22 protein-coding genes are annotated in these 26499 nt (G+C 66.7%); 12 read left to right on the top strand and 10 right to left on the bottom strand.

From position 1 onward, the window contains the following. Positions 1 to 56: 56 nt before the first annotated feature. The gene (locus GU927_RS01205) at positions 57 to 536 is read left to right on the top strand and encodes a CreA family protein (protein WP_394357650.1); all 480 of its coding nucleotides are present in this window, start codon (positions 57 to 59) and stop codon (positions 534 to 536) included. 140 nt (positions 537 to 676) lie between these two features. On the opposite strand, the gene GU927_RS01210 is transcribed toward GU927_RS01205, so the two are convergent. Continuing rightward, a complete protein-coding gene (locus GU927_RS01210; RefSeq protein WP_161760753.1) occupies positions 677 to 1909 on the bottom strand; it encodes a DegT/DnrJ/EryC1/StrS family aminotransferase in 1233 nt (410 codons plus the stop codon). Further along, positions 1906 to 2565, bottom strand: a complete 660-nt coding sequence (locus GU927_RS01215) for an HAD hydrolase-like protein (protein WP_161760403.1) — start codon at positions 2563 to 2565, stop codon at positions 1906 to 1908. Before GU927_RS01215 ends, GU927_RS01210 begins: the two co-directional genes overlap by 4 nt. 95 nt (positions 2566 to 2660) lie before the next feature. Between GU927_RS01215 and glmU the strand changes: the two genes are divergently transcribed. The 6 genes from glmU to GU927_RS01245 all read left to right on the top strand — a co-directional run bounded on the left by glmU (position 2661) and on the right by GU927_RS01245 (position 10347). After that, positions 2661 to 4016: a bifunctional UDP-N-acetylglucosamine diphosphorylase/glucosamine-1-phosphate N-acetyltransferase GlmU gene (glmU, locus tag GU927_RS01220; RefSeq protein WP_161760405.1), complete on the top strand. Its 1356-nt coding sequence runs from the start codon at positions 2661 to 2663 to the stop codon at positions 4014 to 4016. After that, a complete protein-coding gene (gene glmS, locus GU927_RS01225; RefSeq protein ID WP_161760407.1) occupies positions 4016 to 5833 on the top strand; it encodes a glutamine--fructose-6-phosphate transaminase (isomerizing) in 1818 nt (605 codons plus the stop codon). Before glmU ends, glmS begins: the two co-directional genes overlap by 1 nt. Next, on the top strand, positions 5830 to 6501 hold the full coding sequence (locus tag GU927_RS01230) for a DNA alkylation repair protein (protein ID WP_161760409.1): 672 nt from the start codon (positions 5830 to 5832) through the stop codon (positions 6499 to 6501). The genes glmS and GU927_RS01230 overlap by 4 nt, the downstream gene beginning before the upstream one ends. A gap of 235 nt (positions 6502 to 6736) precedes the next feature. After that, on the top strand, positions 6737 to 7750 hold the full coding sequence (gene moaA / locus GU927_RS01235) for a GTP 3',8-cyclase MoaA (protein ID WP_161760411.1): 1014 nt from the start codon (positions 6737 to 6739) through the stop codon (positions 7748 to 7750). A 234-nt stretch (positions 7751 to 7984) separates the two neighbouring features. Next, on the top strand, positions 7985 to 9343 hold the full coding sequence (locus tag GU927_RS01240) for a cytochrome ubiquinol oxidase subunit I (protein ID WP_161760413.1): 1359 nt from the start codon (positions 7985 to 7987) through the stop codon (positions 9341 to 9343). 5 nt (positions 9344 to 9348) lie between these two features. Further along, complete coding sequence (locus GU927_RS01245; RefSeq protein ID WP_394357651.1) at positions 9349 to 10347, top strand: cytochrome d ubiquinol oxidase subunit II; 999 nt, start codon at positions 9349 to 9351, stop codon at positions 10345 to 10347. Here GU927_RS01245 and GU927_RS01250 read toward each other — a convergent pair. From GU927_RS01250 to argE, 5 genes are all read right to left on the bottom strand, one after another. Then, complete coding sequence (locus tag GU927_RS01250; RefSeq protein WP_161760416.1) at positions 10344 to 10703, bottom strand: DUF1304 domain-containing protein; 360 nt, start codon at positions 10701 to 10703, stop codon at positions 10344 to 10346. The genes GU927_RS01245 and GU927_RS01250 overlap by 4 nt on opposite strands. After that, positions 10700 to 11866, bottom strand: coding sequence for a M20 aminoacylase family protein (locus GU927_RS01255; RefSeq protein WP_161760418.1), 1167 nt, complete (start codon positions 11864 to 11866; stop codon positions 10700 to 10702). The genes GU927_RS01250 and GU927_RS01255 overlap by 4 nt, the downstream gene beginning before the upstream one ends. 55 nt (positions 11867 to 11921) lie before the next feature. Then, positions 11922 to 13241, bottom strand: coding sequence for an Hsp70 family protein (locus GU927_RS01260; protein ID WP_232489085.1), 1320 nt, complete (start codon positions 13239 to 13241; stop codon positions 11922 to 11924). A 137-nt stretch (positions 13242 to 13378) separates the two neighbouring features. Then, positions 13379 to 14722 (bottom strand): NAD(P)/FAD-dependent oxidoreductase, encoded by a 1344-nt coding sequence (locus tag GU927_RS01265; RefSeq protein WP_217765506.1) that lies wholly within the window; start codon positions 14720 to 14722, stop codon positions 13379 to 13381. After that, positions 14722 to 15891: an acetylornithine deacetylase gene (argE, locus tag GU927_RS01270; protein ID WP_161760420.1), complete on the bottom strand. Its 1170-nt coding sequence runs from the start codon at positions 15889 to 15891 to the stop codon at positions 14722 to 14724. The genes GU927_RS01265 and argE overlap by 1 nt, the downstream gene beginning before the upstream one ends. 203 nt (positions 15892 to 16094) lie before the next feature. On the opposite strand from argE, the gene GU927_RS01275 reads away from it, so the two are divergent. The 5 genes from GU927_RS01275 to GU927_RS01295 all read left to right on the top strand — a co-directional run bounded on the left by GU927_RS01275 (position 16095) and on the right by GU927_RS01295 (position 21856). Next, positions 16095 to 17105, top strand: a complete 1011-nt coding sequence (locus GU927_RS01275; RefSeq protein ID WP_161760423.1) for an ABC transporter ATP-binding protein — start codon at positions 16095 to 16097, stop codon at positions 17103 to 17105. After that, entirely contained in the window at positions 17098 to 18156 is a 1059-nt protein-coding gene (locus GU927_RS01280) for an ABC transporter ATP-binding protein (RefSeq protein WP_269770090.1), read from the top strand. Before GU927_RS01275 ends, GU927_RS01280 begins: the two co-directional genes overlap by 8 nt. After that, positions 18153 to 19856, top strand: a complete 1704-nt coding sequence (locus GU927_RS01285) for a peptide ABC transporter substrate-binding protein (protein ID WP_161760424.1) — start codon at positions 18153 to 18155, stop codon at positions 19854 to 19856. The genes GU927_RS01280 and GU927_RS01285 overlap by 4 nt, the downstream gene beginning before the upstream one ends. 76 nt (positions 19857 to 19932) lie before the next feature. Beyond that, positions 19933 to 20940 (top strand): ABC transporter permease, encoded by a 1008-nt coding sequence (locus GU927_RS01290; RefSeq protein ID WP_161760426.1) that lies wholly within the window; start codon positions 19933 to 19935, stop codon positions 20938 to 20940. Then, entirely contained in the window at positions 20933 to 21856 is a 924-nt protein-coding gene (locus GU927_RS01295) for an ABC transporter permease (protein WP_161760428.1), read from the top strand. The genes GU927_RS01290 and GU927_RS01295 overlap by 8 nt, the downstream gene beginning before the upstream one ends. An 80-nt stretch (positions 21857 to 21936) precedes the next feature. On the opposite strand, the gene GU927_RS01300 is transcribed toward GU927_RS01295, so the two are convergent. From GU927_RS01300 to GU927_RS01310, 3 genes are all read right to left on the bottom strand, one after another. Continuing rightward, positions 21937 to 23220, bottom strand: a complete 1284-nt coding sequence (locus GU927_RS01300; protein WP_161760430.1) for a DUF3422 family protein — start codon at positions 23218 to 23220, stop codon at positions 21937 to 21939. Positions 23221 to 23450: 230 nt separating this feature from the next. Next, positions 23451 to 24884, bottom strand: coding sequence for an NAD(P)(+) transhydrogenase (Re/Si-specific) subunit beta (locus GU927_RS01305; RefSeq protein WP_101920898.1), 1434 nt, complete (start codon positions 24882 to 24884; stop codon positions 23451 to 23453). A gap of 15 nt (positions 24885 to 24899) precedes the next feature. Beyond that, on the bottom strand, positions 24900 to 26471 hold the full coding sequence (locus GU927_RS01310) for a Re/Si-specific NAD(P)(+) transhydrogenase subunit alpha (protein ID WP_161760431.1): 1572 nt from the start codon (positions 26469 to 26471) through the stop codon (positions 24900 to 24902). Positions 26472 to 26499 lie beyond the last annotated feature (28 nt).

Genomic DNA, 26499 nt, shown 5'->3' on the forward strand with positions numbered 1-26499 from the left:
TGGCCACCGGCCGCGCCATGCGCTTGACTGTCCCCGTCCCTAGCCGGAGGTCCGCCATGCACCGTCCATCCCCCACCCTGCCCGCCCTTTTCATGGGCCTCGCCCTTGCCATGACCGCTGCGGCCCGCGCCGAGGAGGTGGGAAAGGTCGGCGTCGACTGGATCGGCAACGACATCCTGATCGAGGCGCTGCCCGATCCCGGCGTGCAGGGCGTGACCTGCCATCTGGCCTATTTCGACCGCTCGACCATCGACCGGCTGGTGCAGGGCAACTGGTTCGAGGATCCGTCCAATTCCTCCATCGCCTGCCGCCAGACGGGGCCGGTCACGCTGGGCGACATCGACCGCAGCCCGGAAGGCGAGGAGATCTTCAGCCAGCGCCAGTCGCTTCTGCTGAAGTCGCTTTCGGTGACGCGCATCTATGACGCGAAGAACGACACGCTGATCTACATCGCCCATGCGCGCGAGGTGACGGAAGGGTCGGCGAAGATGTCGATCTCGACCGTGCCGCTGTGGAACGCCAAGGCGGCGGAGTGAGGCGGAAGGATTTTCTCGCGAAAATCCTTCGGGGCGAAGTTTCTGGCGAAACTTCGGGACGGGATGCGAGACGGGGGGGGAGGCGTGATCCTTCGCAGAAGGATCGCCGCGAAGGATTTTCGCCAGAAAATCCTTCGCCCTCAGTCGGCCAGCGGCACCGCCACCCCGGCCTCTTCGCCCGACTGGCCCACGGCAAGGACCTCGGCGCGGATGATGCGGGCGATCAGAGCGCAATCGTCAAGGCTGAAGGTCAGCGGGACGCGCATGTCGACCAGCCCCGCAAGGATGCGGTCGGTCTGCGGCAGGGCCACGGGGGCGGCATAGCGCCAGTGGTCATAGCGGCTGGTGAAGGCCACGGGATCGGGCGCGCCGAACCATTTGAGCTCTACCCCCCGCGCGGCGCAGCGCGCGATCAGCGCCCTGATGCGGCCTGCGGTCCAGTCGGGCAGCAGGAACTGGAAGGACGAGCCCACATAGACCTCCTGCGCGGGGCGCGGGATGAGGCGCAGTCCGGCGGTGTCCTGCAACCCTGTCTCCAGCGTCCGGTACCGCTCTCCCCAGCGCGCGACGCGGTCGGCCAGCAGGCGCAGTTGCGGGCGCAGGATCGCGGCGCGCAGGTTGTCCATCCTGCCCGAGATGTTGGGGGTGTCCAGTCGGATGCCCTCGAACGCCTCGGGCGGGGGGGCGGCGCGGTGGCGGGCGTAAAGCATGTAGGACCCCGACAGCAGCACTGCGCGGGCGGCGACCTGCGGATCGTCGGTCAGCACGAAGCCGCCCTCGCCGGAATTGACGTGCTTGTAGGTCTGCATCGAATAGGCGGCGACCTTGCCATGCCGCCCCGACGGCACGCCCCGCCATGTCGCCCCCATCGTATGGGCGCAATCCTCGACCAGCGTGATGCCCATCCGGTCGCAGAGCGCGACCAGCGCCTCCATGTCGCAGATATGGCCGCGCATGTGGGACAGGAGCAGCACCTTCGCGCCGCTGGCCCGTGCCTGCACCTCGAGATGCGCAAGGTCGATGGTCAGGTCGTCCGTCACCTCGACAAAGACGGGCACCCCGCCGACCGAGGCGATGGCACCGGGCACGGGGGCCAGCGTGAAGGCGTTGGACAGGACCGGATCGCCCGCCCGCACCCCCACGGCCCGCAGCGCACAGCCCATCGCATAGCCGCCAGAGGCGACGGCAAGGCAGTAGCGCGCCCCCGTCAGGGCGGCGAATTCCTCTTCCAGCAGGGCGGTTTCCGCCACCTCGTCCGGCGCGGTGTTATAGCGGTGCAGCCGCCCGTGGCGCAGCACGGCGAGCGCGGCCTCGATCCCCTCGTCGGGGATGGGCTCCTGCTGGGTGAAGCTTCCCGTGAACCGTTCCATCAGCGCACCAGCCTTTCCGCCAGATCGGGCAAATCGTCGAAATGGTCCAGCAGCGCCTCGGGGTCAAGGCGGGCGATGTCGCGGCCTTCGGGGCCGAAGGTGACAAGGGCACAGGGCACCCTCGCGGCGCGGGCGGTGCGGCGGTCGGTATCGGTGTCGCCCACAAGCATGGAGCGGGCGATGCTGCCCCCTGCCCGCTCCACCGCGGCGGCATAGGGGGCCACGTCGGGCTTGCGGGTCGGCAGCGTGTCGGCCCCGATCAGCACATCAAAGAGCGGACGGATGCCAAGGCGGGTGACCAGCGTTTCGGCCAGTCCTGCAGGCTTGTTGGTGCAGATCGTGGTGGCAAAGCCCCTGCCCCGCAGCGCCTCGACCGCCGCGATGGCGCCGGGGTAGAGGCGGGTTTGGGTGTCGATGGCATCGGCATAGCATTGCAGCAGGCGCGGATATTGCGCATCCAGCTGCGCCTCGTCAAAGGGGCCAAGGCGCGAGAAGCCCAGCCGCAGCATGGCCCGCCCGCCATGGAAGGCGGTCAGGCTGTCGGCGGCGGTCAGCATGTCGCCATGCCCCAGATCGCGGAAACAGGCATTGGCGGCGGCCAGCAGATCGGCCGAGGTATCGGCCAAAGTCCCGTCCAGATCGAAGACCACTGTCCGCATCGCTTGCAATACCCCGTAATCTGGTGTGAACCGCCAAGGCTTGCGGCCTGCCCCGATGGGGGTAAAACGGGCGCAACAAGAAGGAAAGGGGCAGTATGCAGGTTTCGCTGGTCATTCTTGCGGCGGGTCAGGGGACGCGGATGAATTCCGACCTGCCCAAGGTGCTGCATCAGGTGGGGGCCGCGCCCCTGCTGCACCATGCCATGCAAGCCGGCCGCGCGCTGGAGCCGGAGGTGACCGTGGTCGTCACCGGCCACGGGGCCGAGGCCGTGGCCAAGGCCGCGCGCGCCTTTGACGAGGATGTGCAGACCGTCCTGCAGGAGGAGCAGAAGGGCACCGCCCATGCCGTGCTTCAGGCCGCGCCGCTGTTGCAGGGCGTCGCGGGGGATGCGCTGGTCCTTTATGGCGACACGCCCTTCATCCGGCCCGAGACGTTGCAGGCCATGCTCGAGGCCCGCCGCCGCCATGCGGTGGTCGTGCTGGGCTTTCACGCCGCCGATCCGGGGCGCTATGGCCGTCTGGTGGCAGAGGGCGAGACGCTGGAGCGGATCGTGGAATGGAAGGACGCGACCGCGGCAGAGCGCGCCATAACCCTTTGCAATTCCGGTGTTCTTTGCGCCGATGCGGGCCGCCTGATGCAGCTTTGCGCAGCTGTGGGCAATGACAATGCGGCGGGCGAGTTCTACCTGACCGACATCGTCGCGCTGGCGCGGGCCGAGGGGCTTTCGGCGGGGCTCGTGCTGTGTGACGAGGCCGAGACGATGGGGGTGAACACCCGCGCGCAACTGGCAGCGGCCGAGGCGGCCTTTCAGGCCCGCGCGCGGGCCGAGGCGATGGAGAACGGCGTCACCCTGACCGCGCCGGAGACGGTGTTCTTCGCGCTGGATACGGTGATCGGGCGGGATGCGGTGATCGGGCCGAATGTCATCTTCGGCCCCGGCGTCACCATCGAATCCGGTGCCGAGGTCAAGGGTTTCTGCCATCTCGAGGGCTGCCATATCAGCCGTGGTGCCACCGTCGGCCCCTTTGCCCGCCTGCGCCCCGGTGCCGAACTGGCCGAGGATGTGCATGTCGGCAATTTCGTCGAGATCAAGAACGCCATCCTGGACGAGGGCGTGAAGGTCGGCCACCTGACCTATCTGGGCGACGCGCAGGTGGGCGAGTTCACAAATATCGGCGCAGGCACCGTGACCTGCAATTATGACGGCGTGATGAAGCATCGCACGGTGATCGGCAAGCGCGCCTTCATCGGGTCGGACACGATGCTGGTGGCCCCCGTCACGGTGGGCGACGGCGCGCTGACCGGATCGGGGTCCGTCATCACCGAGGACGTGCCGCCCGAGGCGGTGGCCATCGGACGCGCCAAGCAGGTGACGAAACCGGGACTTGCGACCAAATTGTTCGAAAAGTTAAAAGCCATCAAGGCAGCCAAGGCTAAAGGGCAGGAATAATGTGTGGAATTGTAGGGGTCTTGGGCAATCACGAGGCGGCGCCCTTGCTGGTCGAGGCGCTGAAGCGGCTGGAATATCGCGGCTATGACTCGGCCGGTATCGCCACGGTGAACAAGGGCAGGCTCGACCGCCGCCGCGCCGTGGGCAAGCTGGTGAACCTGTCGGACCTTCTGGTGCATGAACCCCTCGCCGGAAAGGCGGGCATCGGCCATACCCGCTGGGCCACACATGGCGCGGCAACGGTTACCAATGCCCATCCCCACCGCGCGGGGCCCGTGGCGGTGGTCCATAACGGGATCATCGAGAATTTCCGCGAGCTGCGCGAGGAGCTGGCCACCCACGGCCTTGTGCAGGAATCCCAGACCGATACCGAAACCGTGGCCCTGCTGGCGCAGATGTACATGTCGCGCGGCATGACGCCGGTGGAGGCCGCACGCGCCACGCTGGGCCGCCTGCACGGGGCCTTTGCGCTGTGCTTCCTGTTCGACGGGCATGACGACCTGATGATCGCCGCCCGCAAAGGCAGCCCGCTGGCCATCGGCCATGGCAAGGGCGAGATGTTCGTGGGCTCCGACGCCATCGCGCTGGCGCCCATGACCGACCGCATCACCTATCTGGAAGAGGGCGACTGGGCCGTCATCACCCGCAGCGGGGCCGAGATCTTCGACGCCGAGGACCGCCGCGCCAACCGCGCCGAGACGCGCATCCAGATCGACGCCGCGCGGATCGAGAAGGGCGGCTACAAGCATTTCATGGCGAAAGAGATTGCCGAGCAGCCGGTGGTGATTGCCGATGCGCTGAAACATTACACCACGCCCGAAGGCGGGCTGCGCCTGCCCGAAGGCGTTGATTTCAAAGGCGTCGACCGGATCACCATGGTCGCCTGCGGCACGGCCTCCTATGCCTGCCACGTGGCGAAATACTGGTTCGAGCAGATCGCGGGATTGCCCGCCGAGATCGATATCGCCTCGGAGTTCCGCTACCGCGAACCGCCGCTGTCGGGGCAAAGCTGGGCCGTCTTCGTCAGCCAGTCGGGCGAGACGGCAGATACGCTGGCCGCGCTGCGCTATGCGCGCGACAAGGTGGCGAGGATCGTGTCGGTGGTGAATGTGCCCACATCCTCCATCGCGCGGGAAAGCGACCTGTCGCTGCCCATCCTTGCGGGGGTGGAGGTGGGCGTGGCCTCGACCAAGGCCTTTACCTGCCAGTTGACGGTGCTTGCGCTGATGGCGGTCAAGGCGGGGCTGGATCGGGGGCGGCTGACGGCGGAACAGGCGGCGGCGCATCTGGGAAGCTTGCGCAACCTGCCCGGGCTTATGAACCACGCGCTGGGTCTGTCAGGCGTGATCGCCGAGGTGGCAGAAGAACTGGCCGAGGCGCAGGATGTGCTGTTTCTCGGTCGGGGCGCGATGTATCCGCTGGCGCTGGAAGGCGCGCTGAAACTGAAGGAAATCAGCTATATACATGCCGAGGGCTATGCGTCCGGCGAGTTGAAGCACGGTCCCATCGCGCTGATCGATGCGCGGGTGCCGGTGATCGTTCTGGCGCCACGGGACGGGCTGTTCGACAAGACCGTGTCGAACATGCAGGAGGTCATGGCGCGGCATGGCAAGGTGCTCTTGATCTCGGACGCGGCGGGGGTGGAAGAGGCGGGCGCCGGCGTCTGGAAGACGCTGGTCCTGCCCGAGGTGGAGGCGGCCTTCGCGCCCATCCTCTATGCCGTTCCGGCGCAGTTGCTGGCCTATCACACGGCCATCGCCAAGGGCACGGATGTGGACCAGCCGCGCAATCTGGCGAAGTCGGTGACGGTGGAATGATCGGGGAGGCGCTGGCCCGGCTGGAGGCTTTGGCGGATGCCGGGCGGGCGGCCGAGATGGCGGAGTATCACAAGGTTTCGCGGCGATATCTTGGGGTTACGGTCCCCGAGGTCGAGGAGCTGGTGGCAGAATGGCGCGCCGCGCTGACGGTGGAGGAACGGGTCGCGCTGGCGGGCGGGCTGTGGGAGACGGATGTCCACGAGGCGATGGTGGCGGCGGCGAAACTGCTGACGCAGGCGCGGCTGCGCCCCGATCAGGCGGCGTGGGAGATGATTGCCGGCTGGGTGGAGCGGTTCGACGGCTGGGCCGTGTCGGACCATGCCGCCATCGCGGCGCAGAAGCGGCTGGTGGCCGATCCCGCGCGGATCGCGGTGGTGGAGGGCTGGACGGTCCATCCCAACATGTGGACCCGCCGCGCGGCGCTGGTTGCGACCCTGCCCTGGGCCAAGATGAATTTCCCGAAAGATCAGGACCTTGCCATCCGCGAGCAGGCGCTGGGATGGGCGGCGGATTACGTGGCCGACCGCGACTGGTTCATCCAGAAGGCGGTGGCATGGTGGCTGCGCGACCTGTCCAAGCATGATGCGGCACGGGTGCGGGTGTTCCTTGACGGCCCCGGCGCAGGGTTGAAGTCCTTTGCGCGGAAAGAGGCGGGCAAATATCTGTGATACTTGCGCTTCTGTCGGGCCGCCGGGGGTTTCACCCCCGGACCCCCAGGGTATTTGGGCCGAGATGAAGGGGCAGGTCACGGGGCGTTAACCTTCACGGTTTGTCAATGCGCCCCGGGGTGCGGGGTTTCGCTGCCTGCCCCCGCTTGATCTGCGACCAATGTCTGCCGTCTTTGCCCCTTTGCGTGACGGTTCCTGCCTTGCGAGGGTGGCGCGCAACCCTTACCTTTCCGTTATGGACACGCGCGCCGCCCCCCTGATCGACCCTTTTGCCCGACCGATTTCCTATCTTCGGGTCTCGGTCACGGACCGCTGCGATTTCCGCTGCGTCTATTGCATGGCGGAAAACATGACCTTCCTGCCCAAGGCGGATTTGCTGTCGCTGGAAGAGCTGGACCGGCTCTGCTCTGCCTTTGTCCGGCTGGGGGTGGAGAAGCTGCGGATCACGGGCGGGGAGCCGCTGGTGCGCAAGGGCATCATGACCTTTTTCCGCGCCATGTCGCGGCATCTGGACAGTGGCGGGCTGCGCGAATTGACGCTGACGACCAACGGGTCGCAGCTTGCGAAATACGCGGCAGAGTTGGCCGATTGCGGGGTCAGGCGCATCAACGTTTCCGTCGATACGCTTGATTCCAAGAAGTTTTCCGACATCACGCGCTGGGGGCGGTTGGGGCAGGTTCTGGACGGGATCGCGGCGGCGAAGGCGGCCGGGTTGCGGGTGAAGATCAATGCCGTCGCCTTGAAGGGGTTCAACGAGGACGAGCAGTTTTCGATGACCGAATGGTGCGCGGCGGAGGGGCATGACCTGACGTGGATCGAGGTCATGCCGATGGGCGATCTGGGCAATGAGGACCGGCTGGACCAGTACTGGAGCCTGAAGGATGTCCGCGCCCGCTATGCCGAACGGTTCACCGTGACGGACCTTGCCGAGCGGACGGGGGGCCCTGCGCGCTATGTGAGGCTGGAGGAGACGGGGCAAAAGGTGGGGTTCATCACGCCGCTGACCCACAATTTCTGCGAAAGCTGCAACCGCGTGCGGCTGACCTGCACGGGCGAATTGTACATGTGTCTGGGGCAGGAGGACATGGCCGACCTGCGCGCGCCCCTGCGGGCGAGCGGGGATGACGCGCTGGTCGAGGCGGCGATCCGCGCGGCGATTGCGAGGAAGCCCAAGGGGCATGACTTCGACTATTCGCGCCAGACGGTCAAAGGGCAGATGACGCGGCATATGAGCCATACGGGCGGCTGAGCGCGGCGTGCAAGTCACGGGGAACGCTGCATTTACCGGCGGGGCGGGCCGAAACGGGCCGTACCGGCGGCTGTGCCGACGGGTGTACCGCAGGCTGTACATACGCACGCTTGCGGAAGGCTGCGTTAACCACTGGGCGCGGATTGACAGCCTGTCGCATGGGGCAGCGGGTCGCAGACCCCTCGTATCGCGGGGCATCCGGCCTATCTGACGGGCAGGTCAGAAAGGTGCATCATGGATACGCTTTTGCTTTCCCGCATCCAGTTCGCGGCGAATATCTCTTTCCACATCCTGTTTCCCACCATCACCATCGCGCTGGGCTGGGTGCTGCTGTTCTTCAAGCTGCGCTTCAACCGGACGGGCGAGAGGAAGTGGATGGATCTGTACCTGTTCTGGGTGAAGGTCTTTGCCCTGTCCTTTGCGATGGGGGTCGTGTCGGGGATCACCATGTCCTTCCAGTTCGGCACCAACTGGCCCGGCTTCATGGAGACGGTGGGGAATGTGGCGGGGCCGCTGCTGGCCTATGAGGTGCTGACGGCGTTTTTCCTCGAGGCCGTTTTCCTTGGGATCATGCTGTTCGGGGCCTCCCGCGTGCCCGGGTGGCTGCATACGCTGGCGACATTCCTTGTGGCCTTCGGCACGACGATGAGCGCGTTCTGGATTCTGGTCCTGAACAGCTGGATGCATACGCCTGCGGGGCATGAGCTGCGCGACGGGGTGGTCTACGCCGCGGATTGGTGGGCGATCATCTTCAACCCGTCGATGCCCTATCGCCTGACCCATATGCTGCTGGCGAGCGGGCTGACCGTGGCCTTCCTGATCGCGGGGCTGTCGGCCTATCGCCTGTTGCGGGGGGATCGCGCGGCGGAGGTGGCGACGGGGCTGCGCTTTGGCGTGATCCTTGGCGCGGTGCTGATCCCCGCGCAGATCGTGGCGGGCGACATGCACGGGCTGAACACGCTGGAGCATCAGCCCGCAAAGGTGGCGGCGATGGAGGGGAACTGGGAGACGCAGGGCAATGTGCCGCTGCTGCTCTTCGCCCTGCCGGATGAGGTGGCGCGGGAAAACCGGCTCGAGCTGGGGATACCGTCCATGGCATCGGTGATCCTGAAGCATGACCCTGCAGGGGTGGTGCCGGGGTTGGATGATTTCGTGGCGGCGGACGGCACGGTGCTGCATCCCCCTGTGGCGGCGGTCTTCTGGTCCTTCCGCGTGATGGTGGGGATCGGCGTGCTGATGCTGCTGGTCAGTTGGGGGGCGGCCTTCCTGATCTGGCGGCGCGGGGTCGAGGGGGTGCCGCGCCCTGCCCTGATGGGCCTGACGGCGATGAGCTTTGCCGGATGGGGCGCCACGCTGGCCGGATGGTACACGACCGAGATCGGGCGGCAGCCGTGGCTGGTGCAGGGGGTGCTGACGGTGGAGCAGGCGGTGGGCGACATCGCGTCGGGCATGGTGGCGACGACGCTGGTGGCCTATCTGCTGGTCTATGCGGCGCTGCTGGCGGCCTATGTCGGCGTGATCTTCCATCTGGCGCGCAAGGGCGGGCGCTATGATGCGCCCGTGGCCAGCCCCGGCATGCAGCCTGCGGAGTGATGGCCATGTTCGATCCTGTCGCCCTGCCCCTGATCTTTGCCGCGCTGATGGGGGTTTCCATCCTGCTTTACGTGGTCCTCGACGGGTTCGACCTTGGCGTGGGCCTGCTGTTCCCCTTTGCCGATGAGGGTGAGCGGGATCGCATGGTCGCCTCGATCGGGCCGTTCTGGGATGCCAATGAAACATGGCTGGTGCTGGCGATCGGCATCCTGCTGGTGGCCTTTCCGGTCGCGCACGGGGATATCCTGACCGCGCTTTACCTGCCGGTGGCGGTGATGCTGATCGGGCTGATCCTGCGCGGCGTGGCCTTCGAGTTCCGCGCCAAGGCGCCCTTGGGGCACAAGCGGCCATGGGATGCGGCCTTCTGGGCGGGGTCCTTGATGACGGCGCTGGCGCAGGGTTTCATGCTGGGGATGTATGTGATGGGGCTGGAATGGACATGGGCCAAGGTGGCCTTCGCGCTGGGAACGGCGGGGGCGCTGGCCGTGGCCTATAGCTTCATCGGGGCGGGTTGGGTGATCCTCAAGACCGACGGGGTGTTGCAGCGGAAGGCCGTCGGCTGGGCGCGGGGCGGGATATGGGGGATGGTGCTGGGGATGGGGGCGGTGTCGGTGGCGACGCCCTTGGTGAGCGCGCGCATCTTCGACAAGTGGTTCCGCTTTCCCGAGATCGTGGCGCTGGCGCCTTTACCGCTGATGTCGGGGCTGCTGGTGGCGCTGCTCTGGCTCGCGCTGCGGCGGTTGCCGACGGCGAATGACAGTTTCGCGTGGTTTCCCTTTGCGGGGGCGGTGGTGCTGATGGTGCTGGGCTTCTTCGGGATGGCCTACAGCTTTTACCCCTATATCGTGCCGGAAAAGCTGACCATCTGGCAGGCGGCGGCGGCGACCGAGTCGTTGGCGATCATCCTTGTCGGCACCTTGGTCGTGTTGCCGATGATCCTTGGCTATACGGTGCTGGCCTATGTGATCTTCCGCGGGAAGGCCACGAAGCTGAGCTATGACTAGAGGCGCAGCGTAACGGCGGCCAAGGCGAGGGCGGCGGGCACCGCTTGTACGAAGAGGATGCGGCGGGAGGCGGTGGCGGCACCGTAAAGGCCCGCGACGAGGACGCAGGCGAGAAAGAAGATAGCCAGCGGGCGCCCCCATGAGGTGACGCCCTCTGCCACGGCCCAGATCAGGCCCGCGGCGAGGAAGCCGTTATACAGGCCCTGATTGGCCGCCATCACGCGGGTTGCCTGCGCGAATTCCTCGGTCGTGCCAAAGGCGCGGCGGGTGCGGGGATGGGTCCAGCGGACCATTTCCAGCCACAGGATATAAAGGTGCAGCGCGGCGATGGCAGCGGTCAGGGTAGTGGCGATCATGAAGCGGGCATCCGCGATTCCACCATCCCCGCATACCAGCTTGCTCCGAAGGGGATGACATTGTCGTCGAAATTGTAGGCGGGGTGGTGGACCATCGCCGTGTCGCCATTGCCCACGAAGATATAGGCGCCGGGGCGTTCGTTCAGCATGAAGCTGAAATCCTCGGCCCCCATCAGGGGCGCGGTGTCGGGGTCGACATGGCCCGAGACCTGACGCGCCACTTCGACCGCGTAATCGGTGTTTTCGGGGGCGTTGACGGTGACGGGATAGCCGCGGGAATAGGCGACCGTCGCGGTGGCCCCCAGCGCCATGGCCGTGCCCTGCACGATTTCGGCGATGCGGCGTTCGACGAAGTCCTGCACCGCGTGGTCCATGGTGCGGACCGTGCCCTTCATCTTCACCACCTGCGGGATGACGTTATGGGCGGTGCTATCGGTTTCCACCGTGCAGACCGATACGACGACCTGCTTCAGCGGGTCCACGTTGCGCGAGGCGATGGTCTGCAGCGCCACGATGACATGGGCCGCGACCACGGTCGTATCCACGCAGTCATGCGGTTTCGCGGCATGGCCGCCTTTGCCGGTCACCGTCACCTCGAACTGGTCGGCGGCGGCCATCAGCGCGCCCTTGCGGATGGCGAAATGGCCCACGGGGATGCCGGGCATGTTGTGCATCCCGTAGACCTCCTGGATCCCCCAGCGGTCCATCATCCCGTCCGCCACCATCTCGCGCCCACCGCCGCCGCCCTCTTCGGCGGGCTGGAAGATCACGACCGTCGTGCCGTCGAAATTCCGCGTCTCGGCCAGATACTTGGCCGCGCCCAGCAGCATGGCGGTGTGCCCGTCATGGCCGCAGGCATGCATCTTGCCCGGCGTCTTGGAGGCATAGGGCACGCCCGTCTGTTCGATGATCGGCAGCGCGTCCATGTCGGCGCGCAGGCCCACGACGCGGCCCGCCGTGTCGGTCTTGCCCTTGATGACACCCACGACGCCGGTGCGCCCGATCCCCTCCACCACCTCGTCACAGCCGAAGGAGCGCAGCAGCTCGGCCACCCGCGCCGCGGTGCGGTGGACATCGAAGAGCAGTTCGGGATGTTCGTGGAAATCGCGCCGCCATGCGGTGATCTCGGGCAGCAGTTCGGCAAAGCGGTTCTTGACGGGCATGGCGGGTCTCCTTTGGCGCAAAGCCTAGCGCCCTGCCCGCGCGACGCAAGCGCGATCAGCCGAAGCGGCGGCGCGCGTCCAGCGCAAGGCCGGTGCCGACCGATCCCAGCATGTCGCCCGTGGCCAGCCGCGCCTGCGGCAGGGCGGCGGCGACGGTGGCGCGCAGCACCGGCAGATGCGACGACCCGCCGGTCAGGAAGACGGTGCCGATCCGCCCCGCCTCCACCCCCGCCTGTGCCAGCGTGGCATCGACCAGCGCGCGGATGCGGGCGACGGGGGCGGCCACCGCCGCCTCGAACCGGTCGCGCCGCGCCATGGGGTTCGGCCCGCCGGTCAGGGGGGCGAGCATCAGGCGCGCCGCCTCCTCGCCGGACAGGGCGATCTTGGCGCGCTCCACCTCCATCGCGATGGCATGGCCGTGGCGGTGGTCGATCACATGGATCATGCGGTCGATCAGCTCGGGCCGGTCCGCCTCGTGCCGCAGGCCCTTCATATCGGCCATGACGCGCGGGGCATAAAGCGCGTTTATGCGGTGCCATGTCGCCATGTCCTGCCAATAATGGCGCGGCATCAGCCCCTGCCCGCCCTTTGTGGGGGACAGATAGCCCAGATGCGGCATCGCCTCGGCCAAGGATAGCAGGCGGTCGAAATCCGTGCCGCCGACGCGGATGCCGCCCGTGGCAAGGATATCCGCCCCCCGATCCGCCGCCCGCGCCCGTTCCGGCGACAGGCGCAGCACGGACAGGTCCGACGTGCCGCCCCCGATGTCGAAGACCAGCACCAGCTCTTCTGCCGCCAGCCCCGCCTCGTAATGCAGGGCGGCGGCGACGGGTTCGAACTGGAAGGCGACATGGGCAAAGCCCGCCTCGCGCGCGATCGCCTCCAGCACCGCCTGCGCCGCCGCATCCCCCGCAGGGTCGTCATCGACGAAATGGACGGGGCGGCCAAGGACCACGCGGTCCACCTTTGGCGCCGCCGCGCGCAGCCGCGCGGCCAGATGGCCGATGAAGCGCGCCAGCACGTCGCGGAAGCTGACCGCGCGCCCGCCCACCGCCGTGCGGTCATTGACAAGGCCAGAGCCGAGCGTGCTTTTCAGCCCGCGCATCAGGCGGCCTTCCTCTCCTTCCAGATAGGCGGCGATGGCGGCGCGGCCGAAATCCGGCGCGGGCCGGTCGGCGTGGAAGAACACGGCCGAGGGCAGCGTGACCGCCCCGCCCTCCAGCGGCAAAAGGCGCGCGCCCGTGGCATCGGCCAGAGCCACCGTCGAATTCGACGTGCCGAAATCGATCCCCGCAAACAGCCCGTCCATCCCGCCCCCCGGATCCGAAAGCAGGCCCGATACCTCCCCGCCGGAGCCAAGTAAACCCTGCCCCATTTTCCGTTCCCAAATATCCACAGGGGGTGAATTGGCCGGCACGGCCAAGAGGGGGCGCGTGCGCCCCCGGACGGCGGAGCCGCCGCGCCTCCGGCGCGGAGGCGACAGGAAAGCCGTGCGGGCGGAACGCCCGCGCCTTACAGCGACGGGCCGGGGATCATGGGCGACCCGTCGGTAAAGCGCGACAGGCGGAATCGGGACAGGTCATGGCCCGGATCGCCCCCCGCCACCAGATCGGCCACCACCCGCCCCATGCCCGGCCCGATGCCGAAGCCGTGGCCGCACATGCCCGTGGCGATCACCAGCCCGGGCAACGCCGCCACGCGGTCCACCACGGGCACCACATCGGGCAGCGTGTCGATCATCCCCGCCCATGCCGCGCGCAGGCGGGGGCGGCCCAGCGCGGGGAAGGCCTCGGCGAAGAAGGTCTGGAAACGGGCGATGCGGTCCATGTTGGGCGCGGGATTCAGGATGCGCGTCGCCTCGAAGGGCGATGCCTCGTCGCCGCCCCAGCGGCGGGGGGTGGTCCATGCGTCGGGGTATCCGCGCGGGGCTGCGGGGCGAAAGGCGGTGGAGCGGAAGTCCTTTTTCAGCACGGGCAGATAGATGCCCAGATGGCGGAAGGCGTCGGGGCCGATGAAGAAGTCATGCCCCGATCCGGGGGCCAGCGTATAGCCGCCATCCTGACGGCGGCGGAAGGCGAAGTCGTCGTCGCAGGCATTGCCCGCAAAGACCTCGGCCATCGGTTCGGTCGCGGCGACCGAGGCGAGGACGGCAAGCTGCGGGATATTCACCCCCTCGGCCCGCAGGAACAGGGACGACCACGCGCCCCCCGCCACCACGACCTGATCGCATCCGATGCGGCCCTGTTCGGTGAAGACCCCTGCCACGCGGCCTGCCTGCACATCAAGCCGCCGCACGGCGCAGTTCTCCACGATCACCGCGCCGCGCGCCTGCGCCCCTTCGGCCAGCAGCGGCACCGCCTGCCACGGTTCGGCGCGGGCGTCCGATGGCGTGAACAGCGCACCGGTCCATGCCTTGGCGCTGCCCTTCAGCTTTTCGGCCACCGCGCCGCCGGTCATCATGTGGCTGTCGACGCCGAAGGCGCGGGCGTCCGCCAGCCATGCCTCGAACTTGCCCAGCTCGGCCTCGGTCTTGGCAAGGTAGAGGACACCTTCCTGCCGGAAGCCCAGCCCTTCGCCCATCTCCTGCGCCAGCGTTTTCCACAGGCGCAGGCTTTCCATCATGATGGGAAGCTCTCCCATGTCGCGGCCCTGCTGGCGGCACCAGCCCCAGTTGCGGCTGGACTGTTCGCCCGCGATGCGCCCCTTTTCGCAGAGCGTGACGCGCAGGCCCTTTTCGGCAAGGAACCACGCCGTCATGACGCCGATGACGCCGCCGCCCAGCACCACCACGTCGCAGGCGGCGGGGGGCGGTCCGGCAAAGCGGATGGGCGAGGCGTCAGAGATCGGGAAGCGCATCATCGCGACAGCTCGTCCAGCAGGCGTTGCATGAAGCGGTGGCCGGCCTCGAATTCGGCCAGCGACAGCCATTCGTCGGCCTGATGGGCCTGCGCGATGTCGCCGGGGCCGCAGATGGCGGCGGAATAGCCCGCCTCCTGGAACTGTCCCGCCTCGGTGCCATAGGAGACGACGCCGGTGCCATTGTCGCCCGTCAGGCGGCGGCAGATCGCCTCGGCCTCTCCTTCCGGCTCAGGCATCAGGGCGGGAACGCCGAAGAAGCGGTCAAGGTGGATGCCCGCCTCGGGGCGGACGGCCTTCATGGCGGCGTCAAGGCGGGCGACTTCCGAAATGAAGGCTTGGGCATGGGATTCGAGGTCCTCGCCCGGGACCACCCGCATCTCCAGCGCGAAGCGGCAGTCGGCGGCGGTGATGTTATGCGCGGTCCCGCCCGAGATCATGCCGACATGCAGCGTGGTGAAGGGCGGATCGAAGGCCAGCGCCTGCGCGGCGCGGGGTTGGCTTTGGATCCATGCGTTGCGGTCATTGGCCCATTGGATCAGCCGCGCGCCTTCCATGATGGCCGAGACGCCATAGGGCAGGAGCGAGGAATGCACCTCGAACCCCTTTACATGCACGTGAAAGCCCGTGCCGCCCTTGTGGCCGTTGATGACCTTCATGGTCGAGGGTTCGCCGATGATGGCGGCCGCACCCTTGGGGACCACGCCCTGCATGGCGGCGATCATGGGGGGCGCGCCGGTGCAGCCCACCTCTTCGTCATAGCTCAGCGCGATTTGCAGCGGGCGCTTGACCCCGCGCCGCTGCGCCTCGACCAGCGCCCAGATCGCCAGCGCGTCGAATCCCTTCATGTCGCAGGTGCCGCGCCCATAAAGCCGTCCGTCGCGTTCGGTCACGGTCCACGGGTCGGACGTCCAGTGCTGCCCGTCCACGGGGACGACGTCGGTATGGCCGGACAGGACGACCGCTCCCTCTTCCCACGGGCCGACATGGGCGAAGAGCGCGGCCTTGCTGCGGTCTTCGTTGTAATGGCGGTGGGCGTGGATGCCGTGGCTGTCAAGGTATTCCTCGACCCAGTCCACCAGCGGCAGGTTGGTGTCACGGCTGACGGTGGGGAATTTTACCAAGCGATCAAGGATTTGGCGCGGCGACAGCACGGGTGCGGCGGTCATGTGGGTCTTCCTGCGGTTTCCCGCCCACGTTGGCGCGGCCCGCGCGGGCGGTCAAGGGCGGCGCAAGTGACGTAAGGTCACCCCGCACAAGCGGCTTGCGGCATTGCGAAAAATCTCTAACACTCTCCCTCAGCGTGCCGGGACGAAGGCAAAGACCACCCGGAAAAGAATAAAGAATAACAATGACCTTGGGGGGTCTGCCTATGCCCGATGGGGCTGCGCCTGTCCTCGACGTGCGGGGATTGAAGACCGTTTTCCGCACGCGCGGCGGCGAAATCCATGCCGTCAATTCCGTCAGCTTCCACCTGCGCCCGGGCGAATTGCTGGGCGTGGTGGGCGAGAGCGGTTCGGGCAAGTCCGTCACGATGATGTCGCTGATCGGGCTGTTGCCGTCACCGCCGGCCGAGGTGCGGGCGGGCGAGGTTCTGCTGGGCGGGCGTGACCTGCTGAAGCTGCAACCGCGCGAGTTGCAGGAGGTGCGGGGCGCGAAGGTGGGCTTCGTCTTTCAGGACCCGATGACCAGCCTGAACCCCGTCTTCACCGTGGGCAACCAGATCATGGAACCCCTGATGAAGCATATGGGGATGTCCAAGGCACAGGCCGAAACCCGCGCGGCGGAGTTGCTGGCGCTGGTCGGCATCCCCGATGCGAAGAAGCGGCTGAAATCCTATCCGCACCAGTTTTCGGGCGGGATGCGGCAGCGAGTGATGATCGCCATCGCGCTGGCCTGCGATCCCGATGTTCTGATCGCGGATGAGCCGACCACGGCGCTGGACGTCACCATTCAGGCGCAGATCATCGAGTTGGTGAAGGAGCTGCGCCAGAAGCTGGGCATGGCCATCGTCTGGATCACCCATGATCTGGGCGTGATCGCGGGCATCGCGGACCGTGTCATGGTGATGTATGGCGGGCAGGTGGTGGAACAGGCCCCTGTGCGCGAGCTGTTTTCCAACCCGCAGCATCCCTATACCCGCGCGCTGCTGAAGACCGTGCCGTCGCTGACGGGTGAACGCGCCGCGCGGCTGGAGGTCATTCAGGGCCAGCCGCCCATCCTTGCGGGGGAGCCGGTGGCCTGCCCGTTCCGCGCGCGCTGCGCCCATGCCTTCGACCGCTGCCATGCCGAAAACCCCCTGCGCCGTGCCATCGACGGGCGGCCTGTAGGTCAGGGGCATGACGTGGCCTGCCACTGGTCGGCGGGGGGCGCGCATGGCTGATGGGGCGATGAAATCCCCGCTGGTGCAGGTGCGCGGGCTGAAGATGCATTTCCCCATCCATGCCGGGCTGCTGCGCCGCAAGGTGGGTGCGGTGAAGGCGGTGGATGGCGTGTCCTTCGACATCTTCGAGGGCGAGACGCTGGGTCTGGTGGGGGAATCCGGCTGCGGCAAGTCCACCGTCGGGCGCGCGCTCCTCAGGCTTTACGAGTTGACCGAAGGCTCGGTCGTGATCGACGGCGAGGATATCGCCACGCTGGCCCCCGATGCCCTGCGGAAGAAACGGCCGACGATGCAGATGGTGTTTCAGGACCCGCAGGCCTCGCTCAACCCGCGCATGACGGTGGCGGCGATCATCGGGGAACCCTTGGACGAACATACCGGCTGGGACGCCGCGAAGAAAACCGCGCGGGTCTATGAGCTGATGGATCAGGTCGGGCTGAACCGCCGTTTCGCCAACCGCTATCCGCACGAGTTTTCCGGCGGGCAGCGGCAGCGGATCGGGATTGCCCGCGCGCTGGCGCTGAACCCGAAATTCATCGTCTGCGACGAACCCATCGCGGCGCTGGACGTGTCCATCCAGGCGCAGGTGGTGAACCTGTTGGAGGATTTGCAGGACCGGCTGGGTCTGACCTATCTCTTCATCAGCCACGATCTGTCGATGGTGCGCCATATCGCGGATCGCGTGGCGGTCATGTATCTGGGCCAGATCGCGGAACTGTCCCCGCGCGAGGCGCTTTATGCCCGCCCCCTGCATCCCTATGCCGAGGCGCTGCTGTCGGCCGTGCCGGAACCCGACCCGACGATGGAATCGCGCCGCCAGCGCATCATCCTGAAGGGCGATGTCCCCTCGCCCGCCAATCCGCCCAAGGGCTGCAACTTCTGCACGCGCTGCCCCAAGGTGATGGCGGTCTGCCGCGAGGTGGAGCCGCGTCTGGCGGAAGTGGAACCCGGGCGCTTTGTCGCCTGTCACCTGTTCGACAACAATGCCGGGGGGCAAGCATCCCCCGGTGCCGAGGTGCGCGAGCACAACCAACAAGGAGAGCAAAGATGAACTTCAGAACCGCCCTTCTGGGCGCGGCGGCGGCCTTCGTGCTGGCCCCTGCGGCCCATGCCGAACGGGGCGCCGATGGCGAGGTCAAGGTCTTCTACTATCAGGCCGTGTCCACGCTGAACGCCTATCTGTCCTCGGGGACGAAGGACGTGGAAGCCGGATCGCTGGTGCTGGAGCCGCTGGCGGGCTTTGACCAGGACGGGCAGATGTTCCCGCGTCTGGCGGCGGAAATCCCGACAGTGGAAAACGGCGGCGTCTCGGCCGACCTGACCTCGATCACGTGGAAGCTCAAGGAAGGTCTGGTCTGGTCGGACGGCACCCCCGTCACCAGCGCGGACGTCAAGTTCACCTGGGAATATTGCACCCATCCCGAGGGCGGCTGCGCACAGGGCGCGAAATACGAGGGCATCAAGTCCATCGACACGCCCGACGACCTGACCGTCGTCATCACCTTCGAGGGGCCGAAGCCCTATCCCTATCAGCCCTTCACCGGCGGCACCGCGCCGATCCTGCAGAAGGCGCAGTTCGAGGCCTGCCTTGGCGCCGCGGCGGCCAGCTGCGTGGAACAGAACTCCAAGCCCGTGGGCACCGGCCCCTTCATCGTCACCGATTTCAAGGTGAACGACGTGGTGACCTTCGAAGCCAACCCCAACTACCGTGATCCCGCGAAGCCCGCCTTCGCCAAGGTCACGCTGAAGGGCGGCGGCGACGCGCTGGCCGCGGCCTCGGCCGTGATGGAGACGGGCGAGTTCGACTATGCCTGGAACACCCAGATCAACCCCGAACAGCAGGCCCAGATGGAAGCCGGCGGCAAGGGCAGCTTTGTCAACGCCTTCGGCACGCTGGTCGAGCGGATCGAGATCAACATGACCAACCCCGATCCGGCCCTGCCGGAAGGCGAGCGGTCGACGGTCAAGCATCCGCACCCGATCCTGACCGACGCCAACGTCCGCAAGGCGCTGTCCATGGCGATCGACCGCCAGACGCTGGTCGATGTGGGCTATGGCGGCGCGGGCCGTCCGACCTGCAACCTCGTCCCCGCCCCGGCCTTCCAGGCGTCCGACAACACCGGCTGCCTGACGCAGGACATCGAAGGCGCCAAGGCCCTGCTGGAAGGCGCGGGCTGGACCGACAGCGATGGCGACGGCATCCGCGACAAGGACGGCAAGAAGCTGAGCCTCGTCTACCAGACCACGGTCAACCCCGTGCGTCAGGACTTCCAGGCCCTGATCAAGGGCTGGTGGAACGAGATCGGCGTCGAGGTGGAGTTGAAGGCGATCGACCCGTCGGTCTTCTTCGGCGGTGATGCGGCCTCGCCCGATACCTTCCAGAAGTTCTATGCCGACGTCGAGATGTACGCCAACAACTTCGACGGCACGGATGCCGAGCCCTACATGTCGCAATACCTCTGCGACAAGATCCCGGGGCCCGAAAACCAGTGGCAGGGCGAGAACATCAACCGCTTCTGCGATCCGGCCTATGATGCCATGGTCAAGGAACTGTCGACCACGTCGGGCATCGACGCGCGCGGCGCGCTGGTGATGAAGCTGAACGACATGCTGACCAAGGACAGCAACATCGTCATCCCGCTGGTGGATCGCGGCCGCTTCTCGGCCAAGTCCAACACGCTGGACGGGTTCGTCATGAACTCGTGGGATACCGAGCTGTGGAACGCGCAGGACTGGACCCGCGCGAAGTGATCTGACCTGAACCCGGGCGCGGCGGAACCGACCGCCGCGCCCTTCTTGCGGTCCCCTTTCCAGTCAGGCAGGCCCTATGCTCTCCTTCACCCTCCGGCGGCTCTTGACGGCGATTCCGACGCTGCTCCTCATCAGTCTGGTGATCTTCCTGCTGGTCGACCTCGCGCCGGGCAGCCCGATGTCGGACATTCCGCTGACCGTCCCGCCCGAGGTGCGCCAGAAGATGATCGCGGCCATGGGGGCCGACCAACCCGTCTTCGTGCGCTATCTGCTTTGGTTGAAACAGTTTTTCTGGGTGGAACCGCTTTATGGCATCGACGCGCTGTTCGGCACGGATTTCGCGCAAGGCGCGCAGCGGATCATCAGCTGGCAGTCGAAAGCGCCCGTGTTCCAGATCATCGGCGAGCGCCTGCCCCAGACGCTGACCGTGGTGGGCACCGCCTATCTGATCGGCGTGCTGATCGCGCTGCCCATCGGCATCTATTCCGCCTATCGCCAGTATTCATGGTTCGATCAGGCGGGCACCTTCTTTGCCATGGCGGGTTTCTCTGTCCCGACCTTCTTCACGGGCAATGTGCTGATCCTGATCTTTGCGGTGAACCTTGGCTGGTTCCCGACCATCTATGACACCAATCTGGAGGTCGTGGACTGGGCGTCGTTCAAGGCGATGCTGGCGCAGATGGCGCTGCCCGTCACGGTGCTGGCGCTGTTCAACGCGGCCGAGATCAGCCGCTATACCCGTTCCTCGGTGCTGGAGAACCTCGGTCAGGACTATGTCCGCACCGCGCGGGCCAAGGGGATGGGCGAGGGCAAGGTGGTGCTGAAACACGTGCTGCGCAATTCGCTGATCCCCGTCGTCACCGTGATCGCGCTGGGTCTGCCCACCGTCTTTGGCGGGGCGATCGTGACCGAGCAGATCTTCAAGATCAACGGCATCGGCGCGGCGCTGATCGGGGCGATCCATGTGTCCGACCTGCCCACGGTGCAGACCGTGACCTTCATCTTCGCGGTGCTGATCGTGATGTTCAACCTGATCGCCGATATCCTGTACGGCATCCTCGACCCGCGGATCCGCTATGACTGACACCACGATCCAGACCGACAAGCCGCGTGGCCCCTGGGGGGATGTCTGGGCGCAGTTCCGCAAGCACAAGGGCGCGATGGCCGCGCTGGTCATGCTGGGCACGCTGGCCGTGTTCTGCCTGATCGGGCCGCTGGTCTGGCGGATCGACCCGAATTTCATCGAGACCGACACGGTCAAGATGTTCAAGATGCGCAATCAGGGCCCGTCCTTCGCCCATCCGCTGGGCACCGACCAGCTGGGGCGGGACATGCTGGCGCGGATGATGTTCGGCGGGCGCATCTCGCTGGCCGTGGGGACGGTGGCGATGCTGGTCGCCATCTTCATCGGCACGACCGTGGGGGTGCTGGCGGGCTATTTCCGGCGCATCGACGGGCTGCTGATGCGGCTGACCGACCTGTTCCTTGCCCTGCCCCTGCTGCCGCTGCTCTTGGTGATGATGTTCCTGTTCCGCGATACGGTGGCGGGCATCCTCGGCCCGCGGCTGGGAACCTTCCTGCTGATCGTCATGGCGATCGGGCTGACCAGCTGGATGCACGCCGCCCGCATCGTGCGGGGCGAGGTGCTGGCGCTGAAGGAGCGTGAATTCGTGCTGGCCGCGCGGTCGATCGGCACGCCGTCGCGGCGGATCATCATCCGCCACATCCTGCCCAACGTGCTGTCACCCGTGCTGGTGGCGGCGACGCTGGGGATTGCCGCGGCGATCATCACGGAATCGGTGCTGTCCTTCCTCGGCCTCGGCTTTCCGCCGGATTTCCCGACCTGGGGACGGCTGCTCTATGACGGGATCGCGGAAATCCGCACCTATCCCGAGCGGGTGATCTGGCCGGGCATCGCGATCTCGCTGACGGTGCTGTCGGTGAACTATATCGGCGACGGCCTGCGCGACGCGCTGGACCCGCGCATCCGCGGGCGGTGAGGGCAAATTAAGCGATAGCGTTTCGTCATCGCCCGTGGCCCAAGCCACGGGCGGCGGCCGTCCCGCCCTTTCGTTGCGACCTAGTCGAAATGGTTGCGGATGCGCCGCACCATCAGCCAGACGCCCAGCAGGACGGCAGGCGTCAGGATCGCCATCAGCGCCCCGTGCGACAGATGCGCCTTGTGGGCCAGCGGCTCCAGCGCATAGGCGGCAAGGTTGACGGCGTAATAGCTGATCGCCACGGTCGACAGCCCCTCGACCGTGCGTTGCAGGCGCAGTTGCAGATCGGCGCGGCGGTCCATGCTTTCCAGCAGTTTCTGGTTCTGGGCCGAGCGTTCCACATCGACCCGCGTCCGCAACAGTTCCGCCGCGCGTTCGGCCCGTTCCGCCATGCTCTTCAACCGCGCCTCGGCGGATTTCACCGTCCGCATGGCGGGGTCATAGCGGCGCATCATGAATTCGCCAAAGGTCTGGCGACCCTGGATGCGCGCCTCGCGCATCACCTCGATCCGCTGGTTCACGATGGCCTCATAGGCCGCCGTCGCGCCGAAGCGGAAGGAAAATTGCACGGCAAGGCTTTCCAGTTCCGACGAGATCGTCAGAAGCTCGTGCAGCGCCGCCTCGGGCGAGCGTTCGGTGGTGTCCAGCGCCGAGACGAGCGACATCAGCTGCGGGTCCAGCGTGTTGAGCCGCGCGGTCAACTGGCGCGAGCGCATCAGCCCCAGCATGGACATGGAGCGGTAGGTTTCCACCTCGCACAGGCGCTGCACGATGCGGCCGACGCGGCGGCTGCCGGTGCCGGGGCGGACGAAGACGGCAAAGCGCATGTGGCCCGCCGGATCGATGCGGAAATCCCCCGCGACGATGGCCGCCCCGTCGACGACGCGGCTGACGGCAAGGCTTTCGGGGACGAACCAGTCCTCCAGTTTCGCCATGACGGCATCGTCATCCTCGGGCATCTCCTCGACCCGGATCAGGACGGAACAGATGCGCTTGCCCGGCGCGGCGGCCAGCCAGTCGTCGGGAAAGACCTCGGCCTCGGCCGGATCGAAGGGGCGGTCCGACAGGCCGGGGGAAAAGGCGGAATAGGTGACGAACTCGGTATGGCTTTCCCATTTCAGGTCGGCCCGCCCGATGGGGCCCGAGAAGTGGGTGGCGTCAGGCTGCGGATGGGCCGATCCGTTGCGGTCCAGCAGCGCCAAAAGATGCGCGCGGTCGCGGGCGCGGTCGCGGTTGGCGGCGTCCACGGGTTCCTTGAAGGCCATGTAGACGGCATGGCAGGGCACATCCAGCGACGGGAAGGGCCGTGCGTGAAGCTCGTTCACGAGGGCATAGCGGAGCGGGTGGTCGTCGACGGGGGGCATGGCGTTCCTGCGGGACTTTGAACCGAGGTAGGGCGTGGGGCGCTACGCTTCCAGTGAAATGGGCGTATGCGGGGGTATGCAATGCTGCTGTTGCAGAAAAACACCCTCCCGGAAGCGAAATGCCGGTCGAAACGCGTGCGGCGATGGCCGCACGCTTGGCGGTCGTCAAAGGAAAAGGCCCCGACCTTGCGGTCGGGGCCTCGTGGGATGGGCAAGGGTGCCCATCCTGCCTAGTCGATCATCGGCAGAAGCTGGTCGATGCTCTTCTTCGCGTCGCCATAGAACATCCGCGTGTTCTCCTTGAAGAAGAGCGGGTTCTCGATCCCCGAATAGCCCGTGCCCTGCCCCCGCTTGGAGACGAAGACCTGCTTGGCCTTCCAGCATTCCAGCACCGGCATGCCGGCGATGGGGCTGTTGGGGTCTTCCTGGGCTGCGGGGTTCACGATGTCGTTCGACCCGATCACGATGGCGACGTCGGTTTCGGGGAAGTCCTCGTTGATCTCGTCCATCTCCAGCACGATGTCGTAAGGCACCTTAGCCTCGGCCAGCAGCACGTTCATGTGGCCGGGCAGACGCCCTGCGACGGGGTGGATGGCGAAGCGGACGTTCTTGCCCTTGGCGCGCAGTTTCCGCGTCAGTTCCGACACCGACTGCTGCGCCTGCGCCACGGCCATGCCGTAGCCCGGGATGATGATGACGCTGTCGGCATCGTTCAGCGCCGCCGCCACGCCTTCGGCGTCGATGGCGATCTGTTCGCCGGTGACTTCCATCGCAGGGCCCGTGGTGCCGCCGAAGCCGCCGAGGATGACCGAAATGAAGGACCGGTTCATCGCCTTGCACATGATGTAGGACAGGATCGCACCCGAAGACCCCACCAGCGCGCCCACCACGATCAGCAGGTCATTGGACAGCGAAAAGCCGATCGCCGCCGCCGCCCAGCCGGAATAGCTGTTCAGCATCGACACGACGACGGGCATGTCCGCCCCGCCGATCCCCATGATCAGGTGATAGCCGATGAAGAGCGCGGCCAGCGTCATGACCAGAAGCGCCAGCGTCGACCCCGACTGGAGGTAGACGAACAGCAGCACCAGCGAGATGATCGCAGCCCCCGCGTTCAGCGCGTGCCCGCCGGGCAGCTTCTTGGCCTTGCCGTCCACCTTGCCCGCCAGCTTGCCGAAGGCGATGACGGAGCCGGTGAAGGTGACCGCCCCGATGAAGACGCCAAGGAAGGTTTCGACCCGCAGGATGGCCACCTCGACCGCCGTCTTTTCCGCGACCTTGGCGGCAAAGCCCGTCAGCGCCTGACGCGCGGCCTCGTCCATGCCCGCAATCGCGGTCAGCTCGATATGGGTGTTGAAGCCGATGAAGACCGCCGCAAGGCCCACGAGGCTGTGCATCGCGGCGACGAGTTGCGGCATCTCGGTCATCTGGACGCGCTGCGCCACATACCAGCCGATCACGCCGCCGACGGCGACCATGACCAGCGAAATCAGCCAGTTCCCCGCGCCGGGGCCATAAAGCGTCGCCGCCACGGCCAGCGCCATGCCGACGATCCCGTACCAGACAGCGCGTTTCGCGCTTTCCTGCCCCGACAACCCGCCCAGCGACTGGATGAAGAGGACGGCGGCGACCACATAGGCCGCAGTGGTGAATCCGTATTCCATTCTCGCGCGCTCCCCTTACGACTTCTGGAACATGGCGAGCATCCGCCGGGTGACCATGAAGCCACCGAAGATGTTTATCCCGGCCATGAAGACCGACAGCGCGGCAAGGATCACGACCAGCCAGTTGCCCGACCCGATCTGCATCAGCGCGCCAAGGATGATGATCGACGAAATCGCGTTCGTGACCGCCATCAGGGGCGTGTGCAGCGAATGCGACACGTTCCAGATCACCTGTACGCCGACATAGACCGACAGCACGAAGACGATGAAGTGCGACATGAAGCTTGCCGGCGCATAGAGACCGGCCAGCAGGATCAACCCGCCGCCGACCACCAGCATCGCCACCTGATCGCGCGTCTGTTTCTTGAACGCCGCCGCTTCCTGCGCCCGCTTCTCCTCGGGCGTCAGTTCCTTGGGCTTTTCCTTGGGCTTGGCCGCCGCAATCGCCGCGATCTTGGGCGGCGGCGGCGGATAGGTCACCGCCCCCTCATGCGCCACGGTCGCGCCGCGGATCACGTCATCCTCCATGTTGTGGTGGATCACGCCATCCTTCTTGGGCGTCAGGTCCGTCAGCATGTGGCGGATGTTCGTCGCGTAAAGCGTCGAGGCCTGCGCCGCCATGCGCGACGGGAAATCGGTGTAGCCGACGATGGTCACGCCATTGTCGGTCACGATCTTCTGGTCGGGCACCGTGAGGTCGCAGTTGCCGCCGCGTTCCGCCGCAAGGTCCACGATGACCGAGCCGCGCTTCATCATCCCCACCATATCCTCGGTCCAGAGCTTCGGCGCGGGCCGGCCCGGGATCAGGGCGGTGGTGATGACGATGTCGATATCGGGGGCAAGCTCGCGGAACTTCGCCAGTTGCTTTTCGCGGAATTCGGGGGACGAGGGGGCCGCATAGCCGCCCGTCGCCGCGCCATCCTGCGTCTGTTCGAATTCGAGGAAGACAAACTCCGCCCCCATCGATTCGATCTGTTCGGCCACTTCGGGACGCACGTCGAAGGCATAGGTGATGGCGCCCAGCGAGACCGACGTGCCGATGGCCGCCAGACCCGCAACCCCTGCCCCCACGATCAGAACCTTGGCGGGCGGGATCTTGCCCGCCGCCGTGACCTGACCCGTGAAGAAGCGGCCGAAGTTGTTGCCCGCCTCGATCACCGCGCGATAGCCCGCGATATTGGCCATCGACGACAGCGCGTCCATCTTCTGCGCGCGGCTGATGCGGGGCACCATATCCATGGCGACGACCGTCGCGCCCTGCTTGGCGACCTGTTCCAGAAGTTCGGCATTCTGCGCCGGCCAGAAGAACGAGATCAGCGTCTGCCCCTGCTTCAGAAGCTTTGCCTCCGAAGCCTCGGGTCCGCGCACCTTGACCACCACATCGGCGGCGGCAAAGACGGCCTTGGCGTCCTTGACCACCTCTGCGCCCGCAGCCTGATAGGCGGCGTCGGTAAAGCCTGCCTTGGCCCCCGCGCCCGCCTCGACCACCGCCGTATGGCCCAGCTTTGCCAGCGCCTGAACCGAGTCCGGCGTCATCGCGACGCGGTTCTCGCCCTCGAATATCTCTCTCGGTGCCCCGATCTTCACGCTCTCTCCCCCGATTTTCGCTGCGGGT

Source organism: Paragemmobacter amnigenus (assembly GCF_009908265.2).
Taxonomy (GTDB): Bacteria; Pseudomonadota; Alphaproteobacteria; order Rhodobacterales; family Rhodobacteraceae; genus Paragemmobacter; species Paragemmobacter amnigenus.